Raw genomic sequence first — 16,633 nt, 5'->3', positions numbered from 1 at the left:
GACTTCACTGAAACGAAGACAGGACCCCCGCCATGACCCCGACGCCTTTCACGATCGCCATCCCGGACGCCCAGCTGGCCGACCTGAAGTCGCGGCTGCAGCACACCCGTTGGCCGGACGAGCCCGCCGATTCCGCGTGGATGTTCGGGACCAGCCTGGGCTACATGCGGTCGCTGACCGACTACTGGCTGAACCAATACGACTGGCGCAAGGCCGAGGTCCAGCTGAACGCCCTGCCGAACTACAAGGTCGCCCTCGACGGCATCGATCTGCACTTCGTGCACAAGCCGGCCAAGAAGGCGAACGCCCCGGCGCTGCTGCTGGTGCATGGCTGGCCCGACAGCTTCTATCGCTATCACAAGGTGATCGACGCCCTGTCCGAGGACTTCCACGTCGTGGTCCCGTCCATCCCCGGCACGGGCTTTTCCAGCCGCGTGGCCCAGCCGGCCGACCAGACCGCCGACCTGTTCGTTGATTTGATGGGCAAGGTGCTGGGGCATGAGCGGTTCATGGTGGCCGGCGGCGACCTGGGCTCGGTGATCGCCATGTCGCTGACCCAGCGCCACGCCGACAAGATCATCGGCATCCATGTCACGGACGTCGGCTATCCGGACCACACCACCGACTTCTCGGTGCTGAGCGGGGCCGAGCAGGCCTATGCCGGCGCCATCCAGCAGTGGTTCTTCGCCCATGGCGCCTTCAACCTGGTGCAGGCGACCAAGCCGCAGAGCCTGGCCTTCGCGGTCAATGACTCGCCGGTCGGTCTGGCGGCGTGGATCATGAGCTTCATGGGCGGCATGGGTCTGGGCGACGGCGTCGATGAGCGCTTCGGCCGCGACGAGATCCTGACCAACATCATGATCTACTGGCTCACCGAGACGGCGGCGTCGTCCTTCCGGATCTACAGCCAGAACGCCATGAACGCCCCGACCATCAAGGGCGCTGGGACCAAGGTCCCGGCAGCCGTGGCGACCGAGGCCCCGATCCCCGGCGGCGTGCGCCTGCCGCGCGAATGGGCCGATCGCCAGACGGGCGGCAATGTCGTGCGCTTCACCGACATGGAAACGGCCGGCCACTTCGCGGCCTGGGAGGATCCGGCGTTCTACGTCGCCGACCTGAAGGCCTTCGCTCAGATCTTGTGAACCAGGTCGAGGTTCGAGGGCAGGGCGCCCATGATCTTCTTGATCGACTTGATCATGTGCGGCTGGTCGGTGAAGCCCAGGTCGACGGCGACGCCGGCCGGCGCTTCACCGGCCTTCAGCCGTCGCACGGCCTCCTGGGCGCGGCGGATCTGCTGGAAGCTCTTCTGGGTGATGCCGGTGGTCTGCTTGAAGTGCTGCTGCACCGAGCGTGGCGAAGCGGCCTTGGGGGTCTCGCTGAAGGCTCGGGCCACGAGGTCGTTGGAGAGCAGCAGGCCCGCGGCGATCATGGCGTCGACCAGGGGCTCGACGGTCTCGAAGTCAGGCAGCGGGAATTCGACGCCGTCCAGTTCGAAGGCCTCGCCGCGCACCGGCAGGACGCGGATCGCCGACCCGGTCCGCGTTTCCTTGTCCTGCGCCAGATAGACGTGGGCGGCGAAGGAGAGCACCACCGAGCTCTCCCCCGCCTTATACGGAACCTCGACGGGCTCGGTGGCCTGGCCGCTCAGGAACACGAACGACCCGCCGTCCGGCGCGATGCTGCGGATCAGGTCCCACGAGCCGTCAGGCGTCGCGGAATAGACGCCGTCGCTGAGGCACACCGTCTGCCAGACCGTGTCGATCCAGGGATGCGGCGACTGCCGGGCCGTGTGCTTCTGCATCAGCCTTTCGGCGTGATCTTGATCAGCTTGCCGTCGTCCTCGTCGGTGACGACATAGATCGCGCCGTCCGGGCCGGTGACGACATCGCGAACGCGGCCACCGATGTCGGTGAACAGGCGCTCTTCACCGACGACCTTGCCGTCCTTGAGGACCAGGCGGTCGACATGCTGCTCCTTCAGCGAGCCGATCAGCACGCTGCCCTTCAGGGCCGGAAACAGGCTGGCCTCATAGAAGGTCATGCCAGACGGGGCGATGACGGGATCCCAGTAGTAGACGGGCTGTTCCAGGCCGTCCTTCTGGGTGATGCCGTCGCCGATCGGCTTGCCCGAGTACTCCTCGCCATAGGTGATGGTGGCCCAGCCGTAGTTCTTGCCGGCCTCGGGGTGGTTCAGCTCGTCGCCGCCCTTGGCGCCGTGCTCGACGGTCCACAGCTTGCCGCTGGGGTCGAGGGCGGCGGCCTGCAGATTGCGGTGGCCGTACGACCAGATCTCGGGCTTGGCGCCTTCTTTACCCACGAACGGGTTGTCCGAGGGGATCGAGCCGTCGGCGTTGATGCGCACGACCTTGCCCAGGGTGGCGTCCAGCTTCTGGGCCTGGACGCGGCCTTCCTGGATCGAGCGCTCGCCGGTGGTGATGAAGAGCTTGCCGTCCGGCGCGAAGACCAGGCGGCCGCCGAAGTGCAGGGCGCTGTCCATCTTGGGCGCCTGGCGCCAGATGACCTGGACGTTCTCCAGCTTGGGCGCGGCGCCCAGCACCAGCTTGCCGCGCGCGGCGCTGGTGCCGTTCACGCTGCCGTCGGCCTCGGAGAAGGTCCAGTAGACCAGGCCGTTGCTGGCGTAGTTCGGGTCGATCGCCAGGCCCAGCAGGCCGCCCTGGCCCTCGGCGAACACGGCGGGCAGGCCGGTGACGGCGGGCGACAGCTTGCCGTCCTTGCCCAGCACCCGCAGGCGGCCGGCGCGCTCGGTGACCAGGATCTCGCCGGTCGGCAGGAAGGCCAGGGCCCAGGGGTGATCAAGGCCGCTGGCCAGGGTCGTGTACTGACCTTGCGTGTTCGAGTTCAGCCCCGGCGCGCGGGTCTGGTTCGCGAAGGCCGGCTTCTGCTCGGGGGCGTTGGCCGCGCGGGTCTCTACAGGCGGGCCGGCTTGTCCGGGCTGGGCGGGAGCGGGACCACAGGCGGCCAGAGCGGCGGCGAGGGCGGCGGAGGCGGTGAGCAAGGAAGCGCGCATGGCGCGACCTTAGGATGATTTCCGTGACGGCGGCTAGCGGGTCTGCCGCACCACATCCAGGAAGGCGCGCAGGGCAGGGGGCACGGCGCGGTGGCCGGGATAGTAGACCGTGGCGGGCTCGGCGAACCGCAGCCAGGGCGACAGGACCTCGCGCAGCTGGCCGGCGGCCAGTGCGGCGTGCGCGGCGGTTTCGATCACATAGGCCACGCCCAGGCCGCGTACGGCGGCGTCGACCATCAGCTCTTCGTCGTCCAGCGCCGCGGGGCCGGTGACGTCGAGCGTCATCGCCTGGCCCGCCCGCTCGAACTCCCAGCGGTACAGGCGACCGCTGGGTAGGCGGTGGCCGATGCACTGGTGGCGGGCGAGATCGTCAGGCGTGGTCGGGGTCCCGGCGCGCTCCAGATAGGCGGGCGAGGCGACGCAGACGAAGCGCAGCGGCGCGCCGATCGGCACGGCGATCATGTCGCGCGGGACCGAGCCGGCGAGGCGAACCCCGGCGTCGAAGCCGGCCTGGACGATGTCGATCAGCTGGCCCTGGACCACTAGGTCGACGGTCACCTCGGGATGGCGCTGGGCCATCACCGGCAGGACCTCGCGGACCAGGATCGCGGCGCCCACGCGCGGGGCGTTGATCCGCACCACGCCGGCGACCTGGCCCCGGAATGGCGCGACGCTGTCCAGCGCCCCGTCCAGGGCGGCCAGGGCCGGCTGCAGGCTCTCCAGCAACTGGAAGCCGGCCTCGGTGGGCGAGACGCTGCGGGTGGTGCGGTTCAGCAGCCGCACGCCCATCCGCTCCTCCAGCGCCCGCATCGCGTGGCTCAGGGTCGAGGGCGCGGCGCCCAGCTCGTCGGCGGCGCGGCGGAAGCTGCGGTGGGTGGCCACCGACACGAAGGCGGCGAGGTCGTTGAGGGAAGGGCGGGACACTGCTGGTGATTTTGCATCAGCCTATGCCGATTTCAATGTCTACAGCCGCAAGCGCGCGCCGCTTAACTGGGTCTGGCCGGAGCGTTTCCGGTTCCAGAAGGACCCAAGACTATGTCCAAGCCCCAGACCGTTTTCCCCGCCGGCCGACAGGCGCTGTACGAGAAGTACCGCTACTCGGCCGCGATCCGCACCGGCGACCTGCTGTTCGTCTCCGGTCAGGTCGGCAGCCGCGAGGACGGCTCGCCCGAGCCGGTCTTCGAGGACCAGGTGCGGCTGGCCTTCGCCAATCTGAAGGCGGTGCTGGCCGCCGCTGGGGCGAGCCTGGAGGACGTCGTCGACGTCACCACCTTCCATACCGACCCCGAGGCGCAGCTGGCGACGATCCTGGCCGTTCGCGACGAGGTCATCGGCGCGCCGCCCTATCCGAACTGGACGGCGATCGGCGTGAATTGGCTGGCCGGCTTCGACTTCGAGATCAAGGCGATCGCCCGGATCCCCGCTTAAGTGACCGGCAGCTCGCGCCGCTCGTCCGAAGCGCGCTGCGCGAGCTCCAGCAACTCCATGGTCCGCAGGGCCTGCTCGACCGGCACGGGCGAAGGGGCGCCGTGCAGGATCGCCTCGCGGACGCCGGCATAGAACTGGCGATAGCCGGTGACCTCGGGCCGGACGTCGGCATTGACCGGGACCTCGTCGACCACAGTGGTCAGCACCCCATGACGACTGTCTCGGCCCCAGCCGGAGGCGCCGGGGGTCATGCCGGCCTTCAGCTGGGCTTCCTGCGGATCCAGGCCGTGCTTGACGAAGCTGGCCTTGGTCCCGTGCACGGCGAAGCGCGGACCCGAGGCGGCGGTCAGCAGGTTGCCGTGCAGGATCACCCGCAGGACGGGATAGCGCAGGGTGACGTGGAAATAGTCGTCCGCCCTGGCGCCCTCGCGCTGCGCGCCGATGTCGGCCGAGATGCCCAGCGGCTCGCCGAACAGCACCAGGGCCTGGTCCAGCAGGTGCGGTCCCAGGTCGATCCAGGCGCCCGAGCCCGGACCGGCGCGTTCACGCCAGCGGTCGCGCACCTCGGGGCGGAAGCGGTCGTAGCGGTTCTCGCACAGCACGATCTCGCCCAGCACGCCCTCGGCCAGCAGGCGCTGGACGGTCAGGAAGTCGCTGTCCCAGCGGCGGTTGTGGAACACGGCCAGCAGCTTGCCGGCGGCCTTGGCGGCGTCGGCCATGGCCTTCGCCTCGGCGGCGGTGACGGCGAAGGGCTTGTCGACCACCACGTGCTTGCCGGCGGCGAGGGCGGCCAGGGCCTGGGGCGCGTGCAGGACGTTGGGCGTGGCGATGACCACCAAGTCGATGGCCGGATCGGCCAGGGCCTGATCCAGCTCGGCGACGACCTGGACCTCGGGCAGGTCGGCCGCCACCTTGGCCGGGTCGCTGGAGACCACGGTCCGCAGCGCGAAGCCCGGCGTGGCAGCGATCAGCGGGGCGTGGAAGGTCTTGCCGACATAGCCATAGCCGACCAGGACGACGTTCAGGGTCTCGCTCATGGGATCGCCTTCTAAAGAAAAGGGCCGAGGATTGCTCCCCGGCCCTGATCGCGTTTGCGTGAAACGATAGAGATTAGATCTGCACCGGTTCCATCTTGGGCGTCAGCAGGTGGATCACCAGCAGAGCGACCAGATAGACCGAACCCGCCACGATGAAGATCGGGGTGTAGGTGCCGATCTGCTCCAGCACGTTGCCGATGTACTTCGAGAAGGCCATGCCCCCGAAGGCGCCCAGCATGCCGCCGATGCCGACGACCGAGCCGACCGCGCCGCGCGGGAACACGTCCGACGGCAGGGTGTACAGGTTGGCCGAGAAGCCTTGGTGCGCGGCGGTGGCGATGCCGATGATCAGCACTGCCAGCCAGACGCTGTCGGCCTTGGCGGCGAACATCACCGGCAGGGCCAGCAGGGCGCAGACCAGCATGGTCAGCTTGCGAGCCTTGTTGATGGTGGCGCCGTTCTTCATCAGCGTGGAGGACATCCAGCCACCGGCGACCGAACCAACGTCCGACAGCAGGTAGATGGCGATCAGCGGCGGGCCAAACGACTTCAGGTCCAGGCCGTAGCGCTTGCCCAGGAAGTCCGGCAGCCAGAACAGGAACATCCACCAGATCGGATCGATCAGGAACTTGCCCAGGGCGAAGGCCCAGGTTTCCTTCTTGGTCAGCAGCTTGCCCCAGCCGATCTTCTCGACGGGGTCGGCCGGATCCTGCTCGATATAGGCCAGTTCCGCGGGCGACAGCTTCTTGGCTTCGCGCGGACGGCGATAGACGATCAGCCAGATCGGCAGCCAGACCAGGCCGGCGAGGCCGGTGACGATGAAGGCCATCTGCCAGCCGAAGGCCAGCACGATGCCCGGCACGACCAGGGGCGTGACGATGGCGCCGATGTTGGTGCCGGCGTTGAACAGGCCGGTGGCGAAGGCGCGTTCCTTCTTGGGGAACCACTCGGCCACGGCCTTGATGCCGCCCGGGAAGCCGCCGGCCTCACCGATGCCCAGACCCATGCGGGCGGCCACGAAGCCGCCGAAGCCCGACGCGCAGGCGTGCAGGATGTGGGCGACCTGCCAGATCGCGAACGCGACACCGAAGCCCCAGCGCGCCCCGATCTTGTCCATGATCTTGCCCCAGGCCAGGTACGCGATCGCGTAGGCCAGCTGGAAGTAGAACACGAGGTCGGCGTAGTGCTTCTCGTCCCAGTTGAACTGAGCCGACAGGTCCGCCTTCAGGAGGCCGATCGTCTGGCGATCGACGTAGTTGATGACCATCGCCGCGAACAGCAGCGTGACGACCACCCAGCGATACCGTCCGATTTTCTCGGACGGCGCGGGCGCTTTTGAAAAGTCCATGGACGCCTTCCTTCCCCCTTGTTGTCGGGTCTTTTTCTTTTATTTCGCCGGAACAGCTACGCAGTCCACGGTTCCGAACGGGCCGAAATCGATGTGGGCCACGTCGCCGGCCGCCACATCGTGGATGCCGGTGGTCGCGCCGGTGGTGACGATCTGACCCTTCTTCAAAGGCTTGCCGCGAGCCGCGACGGCGCCGAGCAGGAAGGCCAGGGCGGCCAGCGGAGAGCCCGGGATCGTCGCGGCGGTCGCCTTACCGACCGACTTGCCGTTGATGATGGTCTCGACCGGCATATCCTCCCAGGCGATGTCGCGCCAGTTGGAAATGGCCTGACCAATGATCTGACCATCGTTGTTGCCGAAGTCCGAGCAGACGACCGTCGGGCCCAGGGCGTTGATGGTGGCCAGCGGGCTGCCGGCGATCTCGACGCCGACCAGCAGTTCGCCGACATATTCGGCGGCTTCCTCGGCGGTCCATTCGGTCTTGTCGGCCGGAGCATCCTTGCCCAGGCGGATGATGAACTCGGCCTCGACGGCGCAGAAGCCGCCTTCAATGGCGCGGAACTCGTTCGGGGCGCCGACCTTGGCGTCCTGGACCTTGCTCTTGAAGATGCAGCCGGCCAGGCGCTCGGCGCCCAGGCGTTCACGGTGCTGCGGGGGGACCAGGCCCACCTTCCAGCCGACCAGTTCGTCGGGCCACAGGTCGATGGCGATGTCCTGGACAGAGTAGCCCTCGGCCATGCTCGAGGGAATCACGCCGCCCGGATAGCCGGGGACCGAAACGCCATCCTGGCGCGCCTTGACGAATTGGGGGGCGATGGCCGCGGGGGTGAAAACCACGCTGTCGGCCTCAGAAACGGTCACGCCGTAGATCCTCCCTCGAAAATCGGCACAGGTCCCGCTTGGCGGGTGTTGTGACGTCTCTAGTGGAAACCGGTGTCATTGACAATGAGGCCTTAACGCCAGGCGCGAGCCGCTCGAGGTCGCATACCCGACATGGGGTCGCGTGGCGGTGGAGCTTACTCGACAGCTTCAATTGGCGGGCGCAAAAGGTCGCCAGATTTGTGGATAGAGCAGACAGTAGATTTCTTGTCTTCTGTGTCCTGAACATTGCCGCAAGTCGTGTTGTATGGGGTGCAACTCAGTGGTGTATCGCGGGGCAGAGCTGATCGAATACCTCGAGAAGCGAAATCGCCATCTACTTGAAATTTGCCGCGTGCAATCGAAGCTTGTGGCGGCGGACTTCGATCTCGATGAATTCATGCAGATGTCGGTCAATCAGCTGCGCTCGGTATTCCAGTCGGGCGGGGTGGTTGTCGAACTCGTGGACGGCGACGAGATGGTCTATGTCGCTATCGACGCCGACCATGCCGGCTATCATGGGCTGAGGCTGTCGAAAGAGGCTTCGCTGTCGGGCCGCGCCGCCACCGAGGGGCGGCTGATGCACTGCGATGACTCTCATAAGGATCCGCGCGTCGACCGGGCCAATTGCGAGAAGATCGGCATCCGCTCGATGGTCTGCGCGCCGCTGTTTCAGAACGGCCATGCCGTGGGCGTGCTCAAGGCGTTCGACGCAGCGCCTGGCGCCTTCGACGAAGACGACATCCAGACCGTGACCCTGGTTGCCGACACCCTGGGCGCGGCCCTGGCCAAGCAGTTGGAGCATGGCGACCGCGAAGGCCTGATGCTGGAACTGGCCATGGCGCGGGACGAGGCCGAGGCCGAGGCACGTCGGGCCCACATGGCCGAGGCGATGGGAGGGCTAGGCCGCTGGCGCTTCGACTACACGACAGGCCGCAGCGACTGGTCCGATCAGATGTACGACCTGCACGGCCTGCCGCGGGGTGCGGTGCTGAGCGGCGAGCAGATCATGAATATGGTCCATCCCGACGATGTCGATCGGGTGCGGGCCCTGGTGCGTGAGCCCAGCCCGCTGGGCGCGGCCCGGCCGTTCATCGACTTTCGCCTGGCCCGCGCCGACGATGGGCGCGAGCGCCGCATGCAGGCCATGACCACCATCGAGCTGGACGCCCGTGGCGAGCGCACGGCGGTGATGGGCGTGCTGCGCGACGTCACCGAGCAGTACGAGCGCGAGCAGCAGCTGGCCGAGGCCCGGCGCGAGGCCGAGGCCGCCGCCCGCACCAAGGCCGCCTTCCTGGCCAACATGACCCACGAGCTGCGTACGCCGCTGACCGCCGTGCTGGGCTTCTCGCGCCTGGTCGAGCGCCGCGCCGATGTCGGCGAGGAAAGCCGGGCGATGGTCCGCAGGATCCTCAACGCCGGCGAGGCCTTGCTGCACACGGTCAACGACCTCTTGGACTTCTCCAAGCTGGAGGACGGCCAGGTCGAGATCCGGCCGCGCCCGGTGGCGGTGGAGGCCTGTGTCCGCGACACCCTGGAGCTCCTGACACCGCAGGCGGGGGCAAAGCGTCTGGACCTGGAGCTGGTCATCGATCCGGCCACGCCCGCGCGCGTGATGCTGGACCCCGACCGGGTGCGCCAGGTGCTGCTGAACCTGACCGGCAACGCGGTGAAGTTCACCGACGCGGGCGCGGTGGTCGTGACCCTAACGCCGTCGGCGGACCGGCAATTCCTGGTCTGGAGTGTGCAGGACTCCGGCCCTGGCATTTCGGCCGACGGGCTGGAGCGATTGTTCGTCCGCTTCTCGCAGGTCGAGGGCGGCGGCCAGAGCGGCGGCGCGGGCCTGGGCCTGGCGATCTGCAAGGGGCTAGTCGACGCCATGGGCGGAACCATCGGCGTCGAGAGCCGGCCTGGGCAGGGCTCGCGCTTCTGGTTCTCCTTGCCAGCGGTGGCGGTCGACGCCGATGAGGCCGAGGACGACTTCGCCGTCTGTGTCGATGGCCGCAAGGTGCTGGTCGCCGACGACAATCCGGCCAATCGGCTACTGCTGCGCACCATCCTTCAGGCCTTCGGGGCCGATGTCGCCGAGGCCTGCGACGGCGGCGAGGCGGTGGACCTGGCCTGTCAGGCCCGGTTCGACCTGATCCTGATGGACCTGCGCATGCCGGGCCTGGACGGGATCAGCGCCGCCCGCCGGATCCGCGACGCGGCCGGCGAGCGTCCGGTCTCGATCCTGGCCTTCTCGGCCGAGCGCGACCCGGTGATCGACGCGACGCTGTTCAGCGGGGCGGTCCCGAAACCGATCGAGCCGGAAACGCTGCTGAGCGCGATGGCGCGGGCGATGACCTGGAAAGCGATGAGCTAGCCGCGTCGGGCCGCCAGCCGTTTTCCAAAAGGTCCAGCGCCATCAGGTGCGCGACCTCCAGGGTCAGGGCCTCCAGCCCATCCAGCAGTTCCTGCCGCCGCTCCTGTACGGGGGTGTAGGCATAGAGCGCGCAGATGGCGTGCAGCCGGGCGCGGATGTTCGGCGGCTCGAAGGTCGAGCCCAGCAGGCTGAACTCGGACGGCGGAGCTTGGTTGAGGCGCAGCTGGTGGTAGGCGAGGGGCATCGGGAGAGACTCCTTTCTAGAGTAGGGGTTCAGGCGACCAGGGCGGCGTCGCGGCAGCGCAGGCCGTTCATGCGGACATCGGCTTGGCCCAGGCGCACGCCAACCAGGCCGGTCAGGCTGTTCAGGACGTCGTCCAGCGGCCGGGCTAGCGGGGTGAGCAGGGAAGCGACGGCGCCCGTCAGGGCGCTCTCGCCGAGGCCCAGGTTCAGCCCCAGGGCGGGAACGGTGGCGTCCAGCGCCAGTTCGCCCAGCAGGGTCGAGACCGTCGCCTGGGCCAGGTCCCTGGTCGAGACGGTCTTGACCACGCGGCCGCGCACCTCGTCCTGGCGGAAGCGCACCGTTTGCCAGGCCTGGCCGCCCAGGGATGCCGAAGCCTTGCCGGTCACCGTGAACAGCGGGGCCTTGGCGATCGTCGCCGGCGCGGGCGTCAGCGGGGTCTTGAAGTCGTCCAGCTTGGCGGTGTCGACCTCGCCGATCATCAGCGAGCCCAGGCCGGGGGCGACCTCCAGGGCCGCCTCGTCGGTGGCGCAGGACATCGACTTGAGCCGGGCCGCGCCCGAGGCGGCTTCCACCAGGATCGGCAGCTTGACCTGGGCGGGGGCTAGCAGGCCCGAGCCGCCGACCTTGGCTTCCAGATAGAGGCGGGTCTGGGCGGTGCGGACGATGACGTCGCGGCTGGACGTGATGGCCATCCAGGGGGCGTTGTTCGGGGGCTCGCCAATCGCCAGCCAGGCCGTGAGATTGGCGACGCCGGGGACGGCCGCGCCCAGGTCCAGCTGGACCTGGCGGGCGCCGTTCGACAGTTCCAGCACCGCCTTGGACAGGTTCAGAGCGTCCAGCTGCACCTTGGCCCCACTGCCGCCCAGCACCCGGCCTTGCGCGCCATAGGGGCCAGGGTCGAACAGGCGGGTCATCTGCGCGGGCGTGCGATCGCCGGCGGCGCTGGCCAGGGTGCGGGCGGCTTGCGAGGCCCGCGTCTGGCCCTTGTCGGCTAGGGCGCGCGACAGGGCCTTCAGGGCCCTGCCGGTGGTCAGCTTGGCGTCCAGCACCTCGTCATAGGTGGCGGCGGTCAGGTTCAGCTCGGTCTTCAGGGCGTCCATGTAGTCGAAGAGGTCGACATCGGCGTCGGCCAGGGCGTCGTAGTCCATCACCGACAGGCTGACGCTCGAGCCCGTCAGGCCGCTCAGCAGGGCGTTGGCCAGACCGCCGTCCAGGGCCGCCAGACGCGTGCCGATCGAGAAGCTGGCTAGGTCGGCGCGGGCGGCGGTGGCCTGGCGGGCGATCGAGACGCCGTCCTTGCCGGTCAGGGCCTTGCCGAAGTGCAGGGGCGTCTGACTCTCGATCCGCACGCGCACGGCGTCGGGATCGGCGGCGCCGGACTGAAAGCGCGACTGGACGGCCTGGTCGGCGGCGTAGCGACCCTTCTCGACCGTCACGCTCAGCGGACCGTCCCAGCCGTTGGCGCGGGCCGTGGCCAGGGCGGCGGCCTGGGCGTTGTCCAGGTCGCGGGCGGCGGCCAGCGCGGCCAGGTCCGCCGTGCCCTGCAGGCGACGGGTCTGCAGGAACACCGAGCCCAGGTCGACGGCCAGGGCGGTGGTCCCCAGCAGGGCGGACATGGCGACCGCGCTGATCAGCGCGATGCCGCCATTCTCGTTACGGGCAAAATCGCGGCGGGCCATCTCAATACCCTCCCAGACGGACCGAGGCCTGGCGCAGCACGGTCTTGGGCGGCGAGGGGACCAGGCCGTCGAAGGCCCGGAAGGCGTCGTGGGCCGTGTCGTAGCGGATCGACACCGTCAGCCGGTCGGGCTGGTTCTCGACCACCACGGCGGCGGCTTCGGCGCGCAGGCTGGGATAGTCGGCGACCTCGGCGGCCAGGGTGGCGCGGGCCAGCTGTTCGCGCTCGGCGGTATTGAGGCCCGCCAGGGCCGCGCGGGCCGAGTCGTTGGCCAGCTGCTGCACCGTGTGCGAGATCCAGAAGTACTGGCCCCAGACCAGGATCCCGACCAGCAGGACCAGGAACAGCGGGCCGGTGATGGCGAATTCGACGGCGACCGCGCCACTTTCGGGCCCGCGAACCGTTTTGTTTTTCGTACGTCCTTTCATGTGACGTCTCCTCCCTAGGAAGAGGAGTGTGCGAATGCACGCCTTGGAATTGGTAAGGCGAGTGAACGTCGGATTTTCCGCAATAAGTGCGACACCCTGCCGCACAGGCTCTGCGCGCAACGGGTGTTGTGGCATGCGCAGTGCAACGATAGCGTGATCTCGTCCGAGTTTGGGGAAACGTCCTTAAGGCGAGCGATTAGGCGTTTTGCGTATTTTGCGGAAAGCCGGGAGGTCGCGATGAAGTCCTTGAATTCCGAGCCGCTGTCGGTGACGGCCGGCGAGATAAGCCGCAACTTCGGACACTGGCAGGACCGGGCCCTGGAGGCGCCGGTGATCGTCACCCACCATGGCCGGCCGCGCGTGGCGGTGGTGTCGGCGGGCCTGTTCTTCGGCCTCACCGATGACGGCGGCGGCGGTCGCGAGGCGCGCGAGCGGTCCGAGACGGCGCTGGCCGCCGTGCTGGGCGCGATGAGCGAGGCCTTCGTGGCCTTCGACGAGCACCTGCGGGTCGCGGCCGTGAACCACCCGTTCGAGGCGTTGGCGGGCCTGGGCGCCGGGCAGCTGGCGGGACTGAGTTGCGCCGACCTCTTCCCCGCGCCGTGCCAGGCCCTGATCGGCGAACAGCTGCTACGGGCTTTGAAAGCTGGCGAGGTCGTGGAGTTCGAGGCCAACGCCTCGCCCGACGGCGCGCGCCGTTGCAGCATGCGGGCCTTTCCGTATCCGGGCGGCGCGGCCCTGTTGCTGCTCAATCGCAGCGAGGAGCGCGACCTGCGCCGACGGTTCGAGGCGGCCGAGGCGTTCCGCACCGCGACCTCGAACCTGCATGACCTGGGCGCGGCCCGGCTGAACGTGCGCGGGGCCTTCGCCGAGCTGGACGAGCGCTTCGCGGCCATGACCGGCTTCAAGGTCGAGGAGTTGATCGACTATCGCCTGACCGACGTGGTGCGCCCGGCCGAGCGTCACGCCCTGTCGGCGCAGATCGAGTCGGTCCTGCGCACCAACGCGCCGGCCGTGACGCTGGCGACCTTGCTGGTGAAGAACGGCGGCGAGCGCTCGGTGGAGCTGAGTCTGGCCCCTGTTCTCGAGGATTATGCGCCCGCGGGCCTGATCGCCGCGGCGAGAGCCGCCTAGCGGCTTGACACACGTAATAGCGGGTATAGCGTCACGCGTTGAATTACGGGTGTACGTCATGCACATCACCGCCGCCGAAGCCCACGTCATGGAAGCGCTCTGGCGCCGTCAGCCGCTGTCGGCCGACGAGCTGGTCGCCGAGGTTGGCGCCTCCCAGCAATGGGGCGAGGCCACCGTCAAGACGCTGATCAATCGCCTGCTGAAGAAGAAGGCGATCAAGTCCGAGCGCGCCGAGGGCAAGCACGGCTATCGCCCGCTGGTCGACCGCAGCGCCTATGTCCATTCGGAAAGCCAGGGTCTGCTGGATCGTCTGTTCGACGGCCAACTGGCCCCGCTGATCAGCCACTTCGCCCAGCACCGCCCGCTGCGCGCGGATGAGGTGGAGAAGCTGAAGAAGCTGATCGATCAGATGGGCGAGAAGTAACTCAGACCCGTTTTCCCGGCGAAAGCCGGGACCCAGATCGTAGAGCTGGGTGGTGCATGCAGAAACGCCCGCGATCCTGTCCGGAACGCGGGCGCTCTTGCATCTGGACCCCGGCTTTCGCCGGGGAAACGGTGATAGCCTAAGCCCGCATCGCCTTCGCTTCGGGCTGCGCCCTCAGCTTCTTCGCCGCCACGTCCAGGCTCTGCACCGGCGATGACGCCTCTTCGCGATCGTCATTGTCCGGATCCGGCCGCGACCGCAGCGCCGCGACGAAGTTGTCGCGCCAGGCGGTGACGTCCTCGCGGGTGACGTTCTCGAACAGGGCTTCCCAACGGCGCTTGCGCTCGTCGACGCCCATCGACAGGGCCCGTTCCAGCGCGTCGGAGATCTCCTCCGGACTGTTGGGATTGATGATCAGGGCGTCCTTCATCTGCCGCGCCGCGCCGGCGAAGCGCGACAGGATCAGCACGCCGGGATCTTCCGGGTCCTGAGCCGCGACATACTCCTTGGCCACCAGGTTCATGCCGTCGCGCAGCGGCGTGACCAAAGCAGCCTTGGCGGCGCGATAGATCCCCGCCAGCTCGTCGCGGCGGTACGAGCGGTTGACATAGCGGATCGGCGTGAAGTCCATCTCGGCATAGGCGCCGTTGATCCGGCCAATCAGGCCGTCCAGCCGCCCGCGCAGATCCTGATAGGCCTCGACCTCGTCACGCGAGATCGGGGCCACCTGCAGCAGCATCACCTCGCGGCGCATGTCGGGATGGTCGTGCAGGAACCGCTCGAAGCCGATCAGGCGTTCTTCCAGGCCCTTCGAGTAGTCCAGGCGGTCGACGCCCACGACCATCTTGCGGAAGACGCTGTGGGCCATCATCCGGTCGTAGGTCTTGCGCGCCGTCTCGCCCTTGACGACCTGGGCGAAGTCGTCGGCGTCGACGCCAATCGGGAAGGCCGAGGCGTCCAGCTTGCGCCCGAAGGCCTGCAGCTCGCCGCGCTCGTTCTTGGAGCCGTGCACCTCCGAGAAGACATAACCCTCGAAGGCGTGCAGCGACTCCTCGGTCTGGAAGCCCAGGAGGTCGTAGTCGAACAGGGCTTCGACCAGCTGCCGGTGGCGGGGCAGGGTGACCACCAGCTGGTGGGCCGGCCAGGGGATGTGCAGGAAGAAGCCGATCCGGTTGGTCACGCCCATCCGCCGCAGCTCCCGCGCCAGCGGGATCAAGTGGTAGTCGTGCACCCAGACGATGTCGTCCGGCTCGATCAGCGGCAGCAGGGTCTCGGCGAAACGCTTGTTGACCCGGTCATAACCCTCGCCGAACGAACGGTCGTAGGCGGTCAGGTCGACGCGGTAGTGGAACAGCGGCCACAGCGTCTTGTTGGCGTAGCCGTTGTAGTACTCCTGGTAGTCGGTCTCCTCGAGGTCGACGGTGGCGACCGTGACGCCCTCGATCCGCTGCATGTTCAGCTGGCCGGTGAATTCCGGGATGGTCTTGCCGCTCCAGCCGAACCAGATGCCGGAATATTCGCGAAGCGCGGCGGCCAGGGCCATGGCCAGGCCGCCCACCGAACCTTCGCCATCCGCCGCGGGGTTCGGCGGATTGACGCGGTTCGACACCACGATGAGGCGACTCATGCGTGCACCGGGGCGCTAAGGCCCTCCAGCCATTTGAAGACGGCGTCCGTGTCCTCGAGGCAGTAGCGCGCCTCGGTCGGGCGACGGTGGCCGACCAGGATCCCGAAGCCGCCCAGGCGATTGGCGGCGGCGAAGCCGTCCTCGTCGGTCAGGTCGTCGCCGATGAACACCGGCATGGACCCCAGGAAGGGGGCTTCCCGCAGGAAGGCCGTCACCGCCGCGCCCTTGTCGGCGCCGGGGGTGCGCAGCTCGACGACCATATCGCCCAGTTGCAAAACAAGGCCGGTGGCTTGCGACAGGCGCTCGCCGGCCTCGATCACCGCTTCGGCGCAGGCGGGGGCGTTGCGGTAGTGCAGGGCGACAGACAGGCCCTTGTCCTCGAACAGCAGGCCGCGTTCGCAGTGGGCCAGCTCGACCAGGATGCGGCGGGCGTCCGCCAGGCCGGGATGCGGTTCGCGGGCGATGACCGCGCCGTCGGCGGTGCGGCGCACCAGGCCGTGGACGGCGCCGATCGCCTTCATCTCGCCGGCCAGGATGTAGTCCAGGTTCGGCAGATCGCGGCCGCTGACCACGGCGACGCGATCCTCGAACGCCTGCCGCAGGCGCGCAAGAACCCGCGCGCGGCGCGGGTCCGGGCCGACATCGTCGGGACGGGGCATGATCGGCGCGAGCGTGCCGTCGAGGTCGAGGAACAGCGCCGTACGGCGCGGCAGGTCGACAGGCGGGGGCGGGAGATCGACAGATTCCAGGCGCGAGACCGTGTGAGCCGCGGTCATGGCGAGAACCCCCTCATCAATAAGCAACATGCGCCAAGAACGTCGGACGGCCCGGTTCGATCCCGCGATAAACTGAAGCTCACGGGTTTTTGCGCATGTGCCTGCGTGATGAGCAGACTTTGCGCCCCCTCCGTCACGTCGCCTATCGGCGCCGCGCCACCTCCCCCGTTTCACGGGTGAGGAGGAAGCGGCTCTTCTCCTGCCCCGCTTGCGGGGGAGGTGGCGCGCTGCGGATACGCAGCGTGACGGAGGGGGCGCTTTT

General features: G+C 68.4%; 16 protein-coding genes and 1 pseudogene. 5 read left to right on the top strand and 12 right to left on the bottom strand.

Annotated features, from left to right (window positions below; translation table 11 throughout):
• Positions 1-32 precede the first annotated feature (32 nt).
• Positions 33-1,142 carry an epoxide hydrolase gene (locus tag J7528_RS13690; RefSeq protein WP_291875232.1) on the top strand — a complete coding sequence of 370 codons (1,110 nt, stop codon included), beginning with the start codon at positions 33-35 and terminating at the stop codon, positions 1,140-1,142.
• On the opposite strand, the gene J7528_RS13685 is transcribed toward J7528_RS13690, so the two are convergent.
• From J7528_RS13685 to J7528_RS13675, 3 genes are read right to left on the bottom strand one after another with little or no spacing between them, the layout of a single operon-like run.
• On the bottom strand, positions 1,130-1,801 hold the full coding sequence (locus tag J7528_RS13685; RefSeq protein WP_291875230.1) for a helix-turn-helix domain-containing protein: 672 nt from the start codon (positions 1,799-1,801) through the stop codon (positions 1,130-1,132). The two genes, J7528_RS13690 and J7528_RS13685, sit on opposite strands and share 13 nt — an antisense overlap.
• Positions 1,801-3,027: a PQQ-dependent sugar dehydrogenase gene (locus J7528_RS13680; protein ID WP_291875228.1), complete on the bottom strand. Its 1,227-nt coding sequence runs from the start codon at positions 3,025-3,027 to the stop codon at positions 1,801-1,803. The genes J7528_RS13685 and J7528_RS13680 overlap by 1 nt, the downstream gene beginning before the upstream one ends.
• 33 nt (positions 3,028-3,060) lie before the next feature.
• Positions 3,061-3,951: a LysR family transcriptional regulator gene (locus tag J7528_RS13675; protein WP_291875226.1), complete on the bottom strand. Its 891-nt coding sequence runs from the start codon at positions 3,949-3,951 to the stop codon at positions 3,061-3,063.
• 111 nt (positions 3,952-4,062) lie between these two features.
• On the opposite strand from J7528_RS13675, the gene J7528_RS13670 reads away from it, so the two are divergent.
• Entirely contained in the window at positions 4,063-4,455 is a 393-nt protein-coding gene (locus tag J7528_RS13670) for a RidA family protein (RefSeq protein ID WP_291875224.1), read from the top strand.
• On the opposite strand, the gene J7528_RS13665 is transcribed toward J7528_RS13670, so the two are convergent.
• From J7528_RS13665 to J7528_RS13655, 3 genes are all read right to left on the bottom strand, one after another.
• Entirely contained in the window at positions 4,452-5,492 is a 1,041-nt protein-coding gene (locus J7528_RS13665; RefSeq protein ID WP_291875221.1) for an oxidoreductase, read from the bottom strand. The genes J7528_RS13670 and J7528_RS13665 overlap by 4 nt on opposite strands.
• 73 nt (positions 5,493-5,565) lie before the next feature.
• Positions 5,566-6,840 carry an MFS transporter gene (locus J7528_RS13660; protein ID WP_291875218.1) on the bottom strand — a complete coding sequence of 425 codons (1,275 nt, stop codon included), beginning with the start codon at positions 6,838-6,840 and terminating at the stop codon, positions 5,566-5,568.
• A 39-nt stretch (positions 6,841-6,879) separates the two neighbouring features.
• Positions 6,880-7,701, bottom strand: a complete 822-nt coding sequence (locus tag J7528_RS13655) for a fumarylacetoacetate hydrolase family protein (protein WP_291875215.1) — start codon at positions 7,699-7,701, stop codon at positions 6,880-6,882.
• A gap of 352 nt (positions 7,702-8,053) precedes the next feature.
• Between J7528_RS13655 and J7528_RS13650 the strand changes: the two genes are divergently transcribed.
• Positions 8,054-10,063, top strand: coding sequence for an ATP-binding protein (locus tag J7528_RS13650; protein ID WP_291875213.1), 2,010 nt, complete (start codon positions 8,054-8,056; stop codon positions 10,061-10,063).
• Here J7528_RS13650 and J7528_RS13645 read toward each other — a convergent pair.
• Genes J7528_RS13645 through J7528_RS13635 form a run of 3 tightly spaced genes read right to left on the bottom strand, consistent with a single transcriptional unit; the run spans position 9,978 to position 12,413 of the window.
• Positions 9,978-10,307 (bottom strand): hypothetical protein, encoded by a 330-nt coding sequence (locus J7528_RS13645; RefSeq protein WP_291875209.1) that lies wholly within the window; start codon positions 10,305-10,307, stop codon positions 9,978-9,980. The genes J7528_RS13650 and J7528_RS13645 overlap by 86 nt on opposite strands.
• Positions 10,308-10,336: 29 nt before the next feature.
• Complete coding sequence (locus J7528_RS13640) at positions 10,337-11,986, bottom strand: pilus assembly protein TadG-related protein (RefSeq protein WP_291875206.1); 1,650 nt, start codon at positions 11,984-11,986, stop codon at positions 10,337-10,339.
• A gap of 1 nt (position 11,987) precedes the next feature.
• Complete coding sequence (locus tag J7528_RS13635) at positions 11,988-12,413, bottom strand: TadE/TadG family type IV pilus assembly protein (protein ID WP_291875204.1); 426 nt, start codon at positions 12,411-12,413, stop codon at positions 11,988-11,990.
• Positions 12,414-12,650: 237 nt separating this feature from the next.
• Between J7528_RS13635 and J7528_RS13630 the strand changes: the two genes are divergently transcribed.
• Both J7528_RS13630 and J7528_RS13625 read left to right on the top strand, forming a co-directional pair.
• Positions 12,651-13,544, top strand: a complete 894-nt coding sequence (locus J7528_RS13630) for a PAS domain-containing protein (protein ID WP_291875201.1) — start codon at positions 12,651-12,653, stop codon at positions 13,542-13,544.
• Between the two features lie 58 nt (positions 13,545-13,602).
• Positions 13,603-13,968 carry a BlaI/MecI/CopY family transcriptional regulator gene (locus J7528_RS13625; protein WP_291875199.1) on the top strand — a complete coding sequence of 122 codons (366 nt, stop codon included), beginning with the start codon at positions 13,603-13,605 and terminating at the stop codon, positions 13,966-13,968.
• Positions 13,969-14,107: 139 nt separating this feature from the next.
• Here the strand turns inward: J7528_RS13625 and otsA are convergent, their stop codons facing one another.
• The 3 genes and pseudogenes from otsA to J7528_RS13610 form a co-directional block, all read right to left on the bottom strand.
• Entirely contained in the window at positions 14,108-15,595 is a 1,488-nt protein-coding gene (otsA, locus tag J7528_RS13620) for an alpha,alpha-trehalose-phosphate synthase (UDP-forming) (protein ID WP_291875196.1), read from the bottom strand.
• On the bottom strand, positions 15,592-16,371 hold the full coding sequence (gene otsB, locus J7528_RS13615) for a trehalose-phosphatase (protein WP_291875193.1): 780 nt from the start codon (positions 16,369-16,371) through the stop codon (positions 15,592-15,594). The genes otsA and otsB overlap by 4 nt, the downstream gene beginning before the upstream one ends.
• A 142-nt stretch (positions 16,372-16,513) precedes the next feature.
• A pseudogene (locus J7528_RS13610) lies at positions 16,514-16,627 on the bottom strand (hypothetical protein); the annotation flags it as partial.
• Positions 16,628-16,633 lie beyond the last annotated feature (6 nt).

Origin of the sequence: Caulobacter sp. (assembly GCF_017744445.1) — a bacterium.
Taxonomy (GTDB): domain Bacteria; phylum Pseudomonadota; class Alphaproteobacteria; order Caulobacterales; family Caulobacteraceae; genus Caulobacter.
The sequence above is the reverse complement of the archived record's forward strand: the minus strand, read 5'-3'. Positions and strand labels throughout refer to the sequence as shown.

Coding starts and splice junctions, on each gene's coding strand:
- J7528_RS13680 (WP_291875228.1), bottom strand. CDS start 3,027: ATGCGCGCTTCCTTGCTCACCGCCTCCGCCGCCCTCGCCGCCGCTCTG.
- J7528_RS13670 (WP_291875224.1), top strand. CDS start 4,063: ATGTCCAAGCCCCAGACCGTTTTCCCCGCCGGCCGACAGGCGCTGTAC.
- J7528_RS13660 (WP_291875218.1), bottom strand. CDS start 6,840: ATGGACTTTTCAAAAGCGCCCGCGCCGTCCGAGAAAATCGGACGGTAT.
- J7528_RS13635 (WP_291875204.1), bottom strand. CDS start 12,413: ATGAAAGGACGTACGAAAAACAAAACGGTTCGCGGGCCCGAAAGTGGC.
- J7528_RS13690 (WP_291875232.1), top strand. CDS start 33: ATGACCCCGACGCCTTTCACGATCGCCATCCCGGACGCCCAGCTGGCC.
- J7528_RS13665 (WP_291875221.1), bottom strand. CDS start 5,492: ATGAGCGAGACCCTGAACGTCGTCCTGGTCGGCTATGGCTATGTCGGC.
- J7528_RS13625 (WP_291875199.1), top strand. CDS start 13,603: ATGCACATCACCGCCGCCGAAGCCCACGTCATGGAAGCGCTCTGGCGC.
- J7528_RS13685 (WP_291875230.1), bottom strand. CDS start 1,801: ATGCAGAAGCACACGGCCCGGCAGTCGCCGCATCCCTGGATCGACACG.
- J7528_RS13630 (WP_291875201.1), top strand. CDS start 12,651: ATGAAGTCCTTGAATTCCGAGCCGCTGTCGGTGACGGCCGGCGAGATA.
- otsA (WP_291875196.1), bottom strand. CDS start 15,595: ATGAGTCGCCTCATCGTGGTGTCGAACCGCGTCAATCCGCCGAACCCC.
- J7528_RS13640 (WP_291875206.1), bottom strand. CDS start 11,986: ATGGCCCGCCGCGATTTTGCCCGTAACGAGAATGGCGGCATCGCGCTG.
- otsB (WP_291875193.1), bottom strand. CDS start 16,371: ATGACCGCGGCTCACACGGTCTCGCGCCTGGAATCTGTCGATCTCCCG.
- J7528_RS13645 (WP_291875209.1), bottom strand. CDS start 10,307: ATGCCCCTCGCCTACCACCAGCTGCGCCTCAACCAAGCTCCGCCGTCC.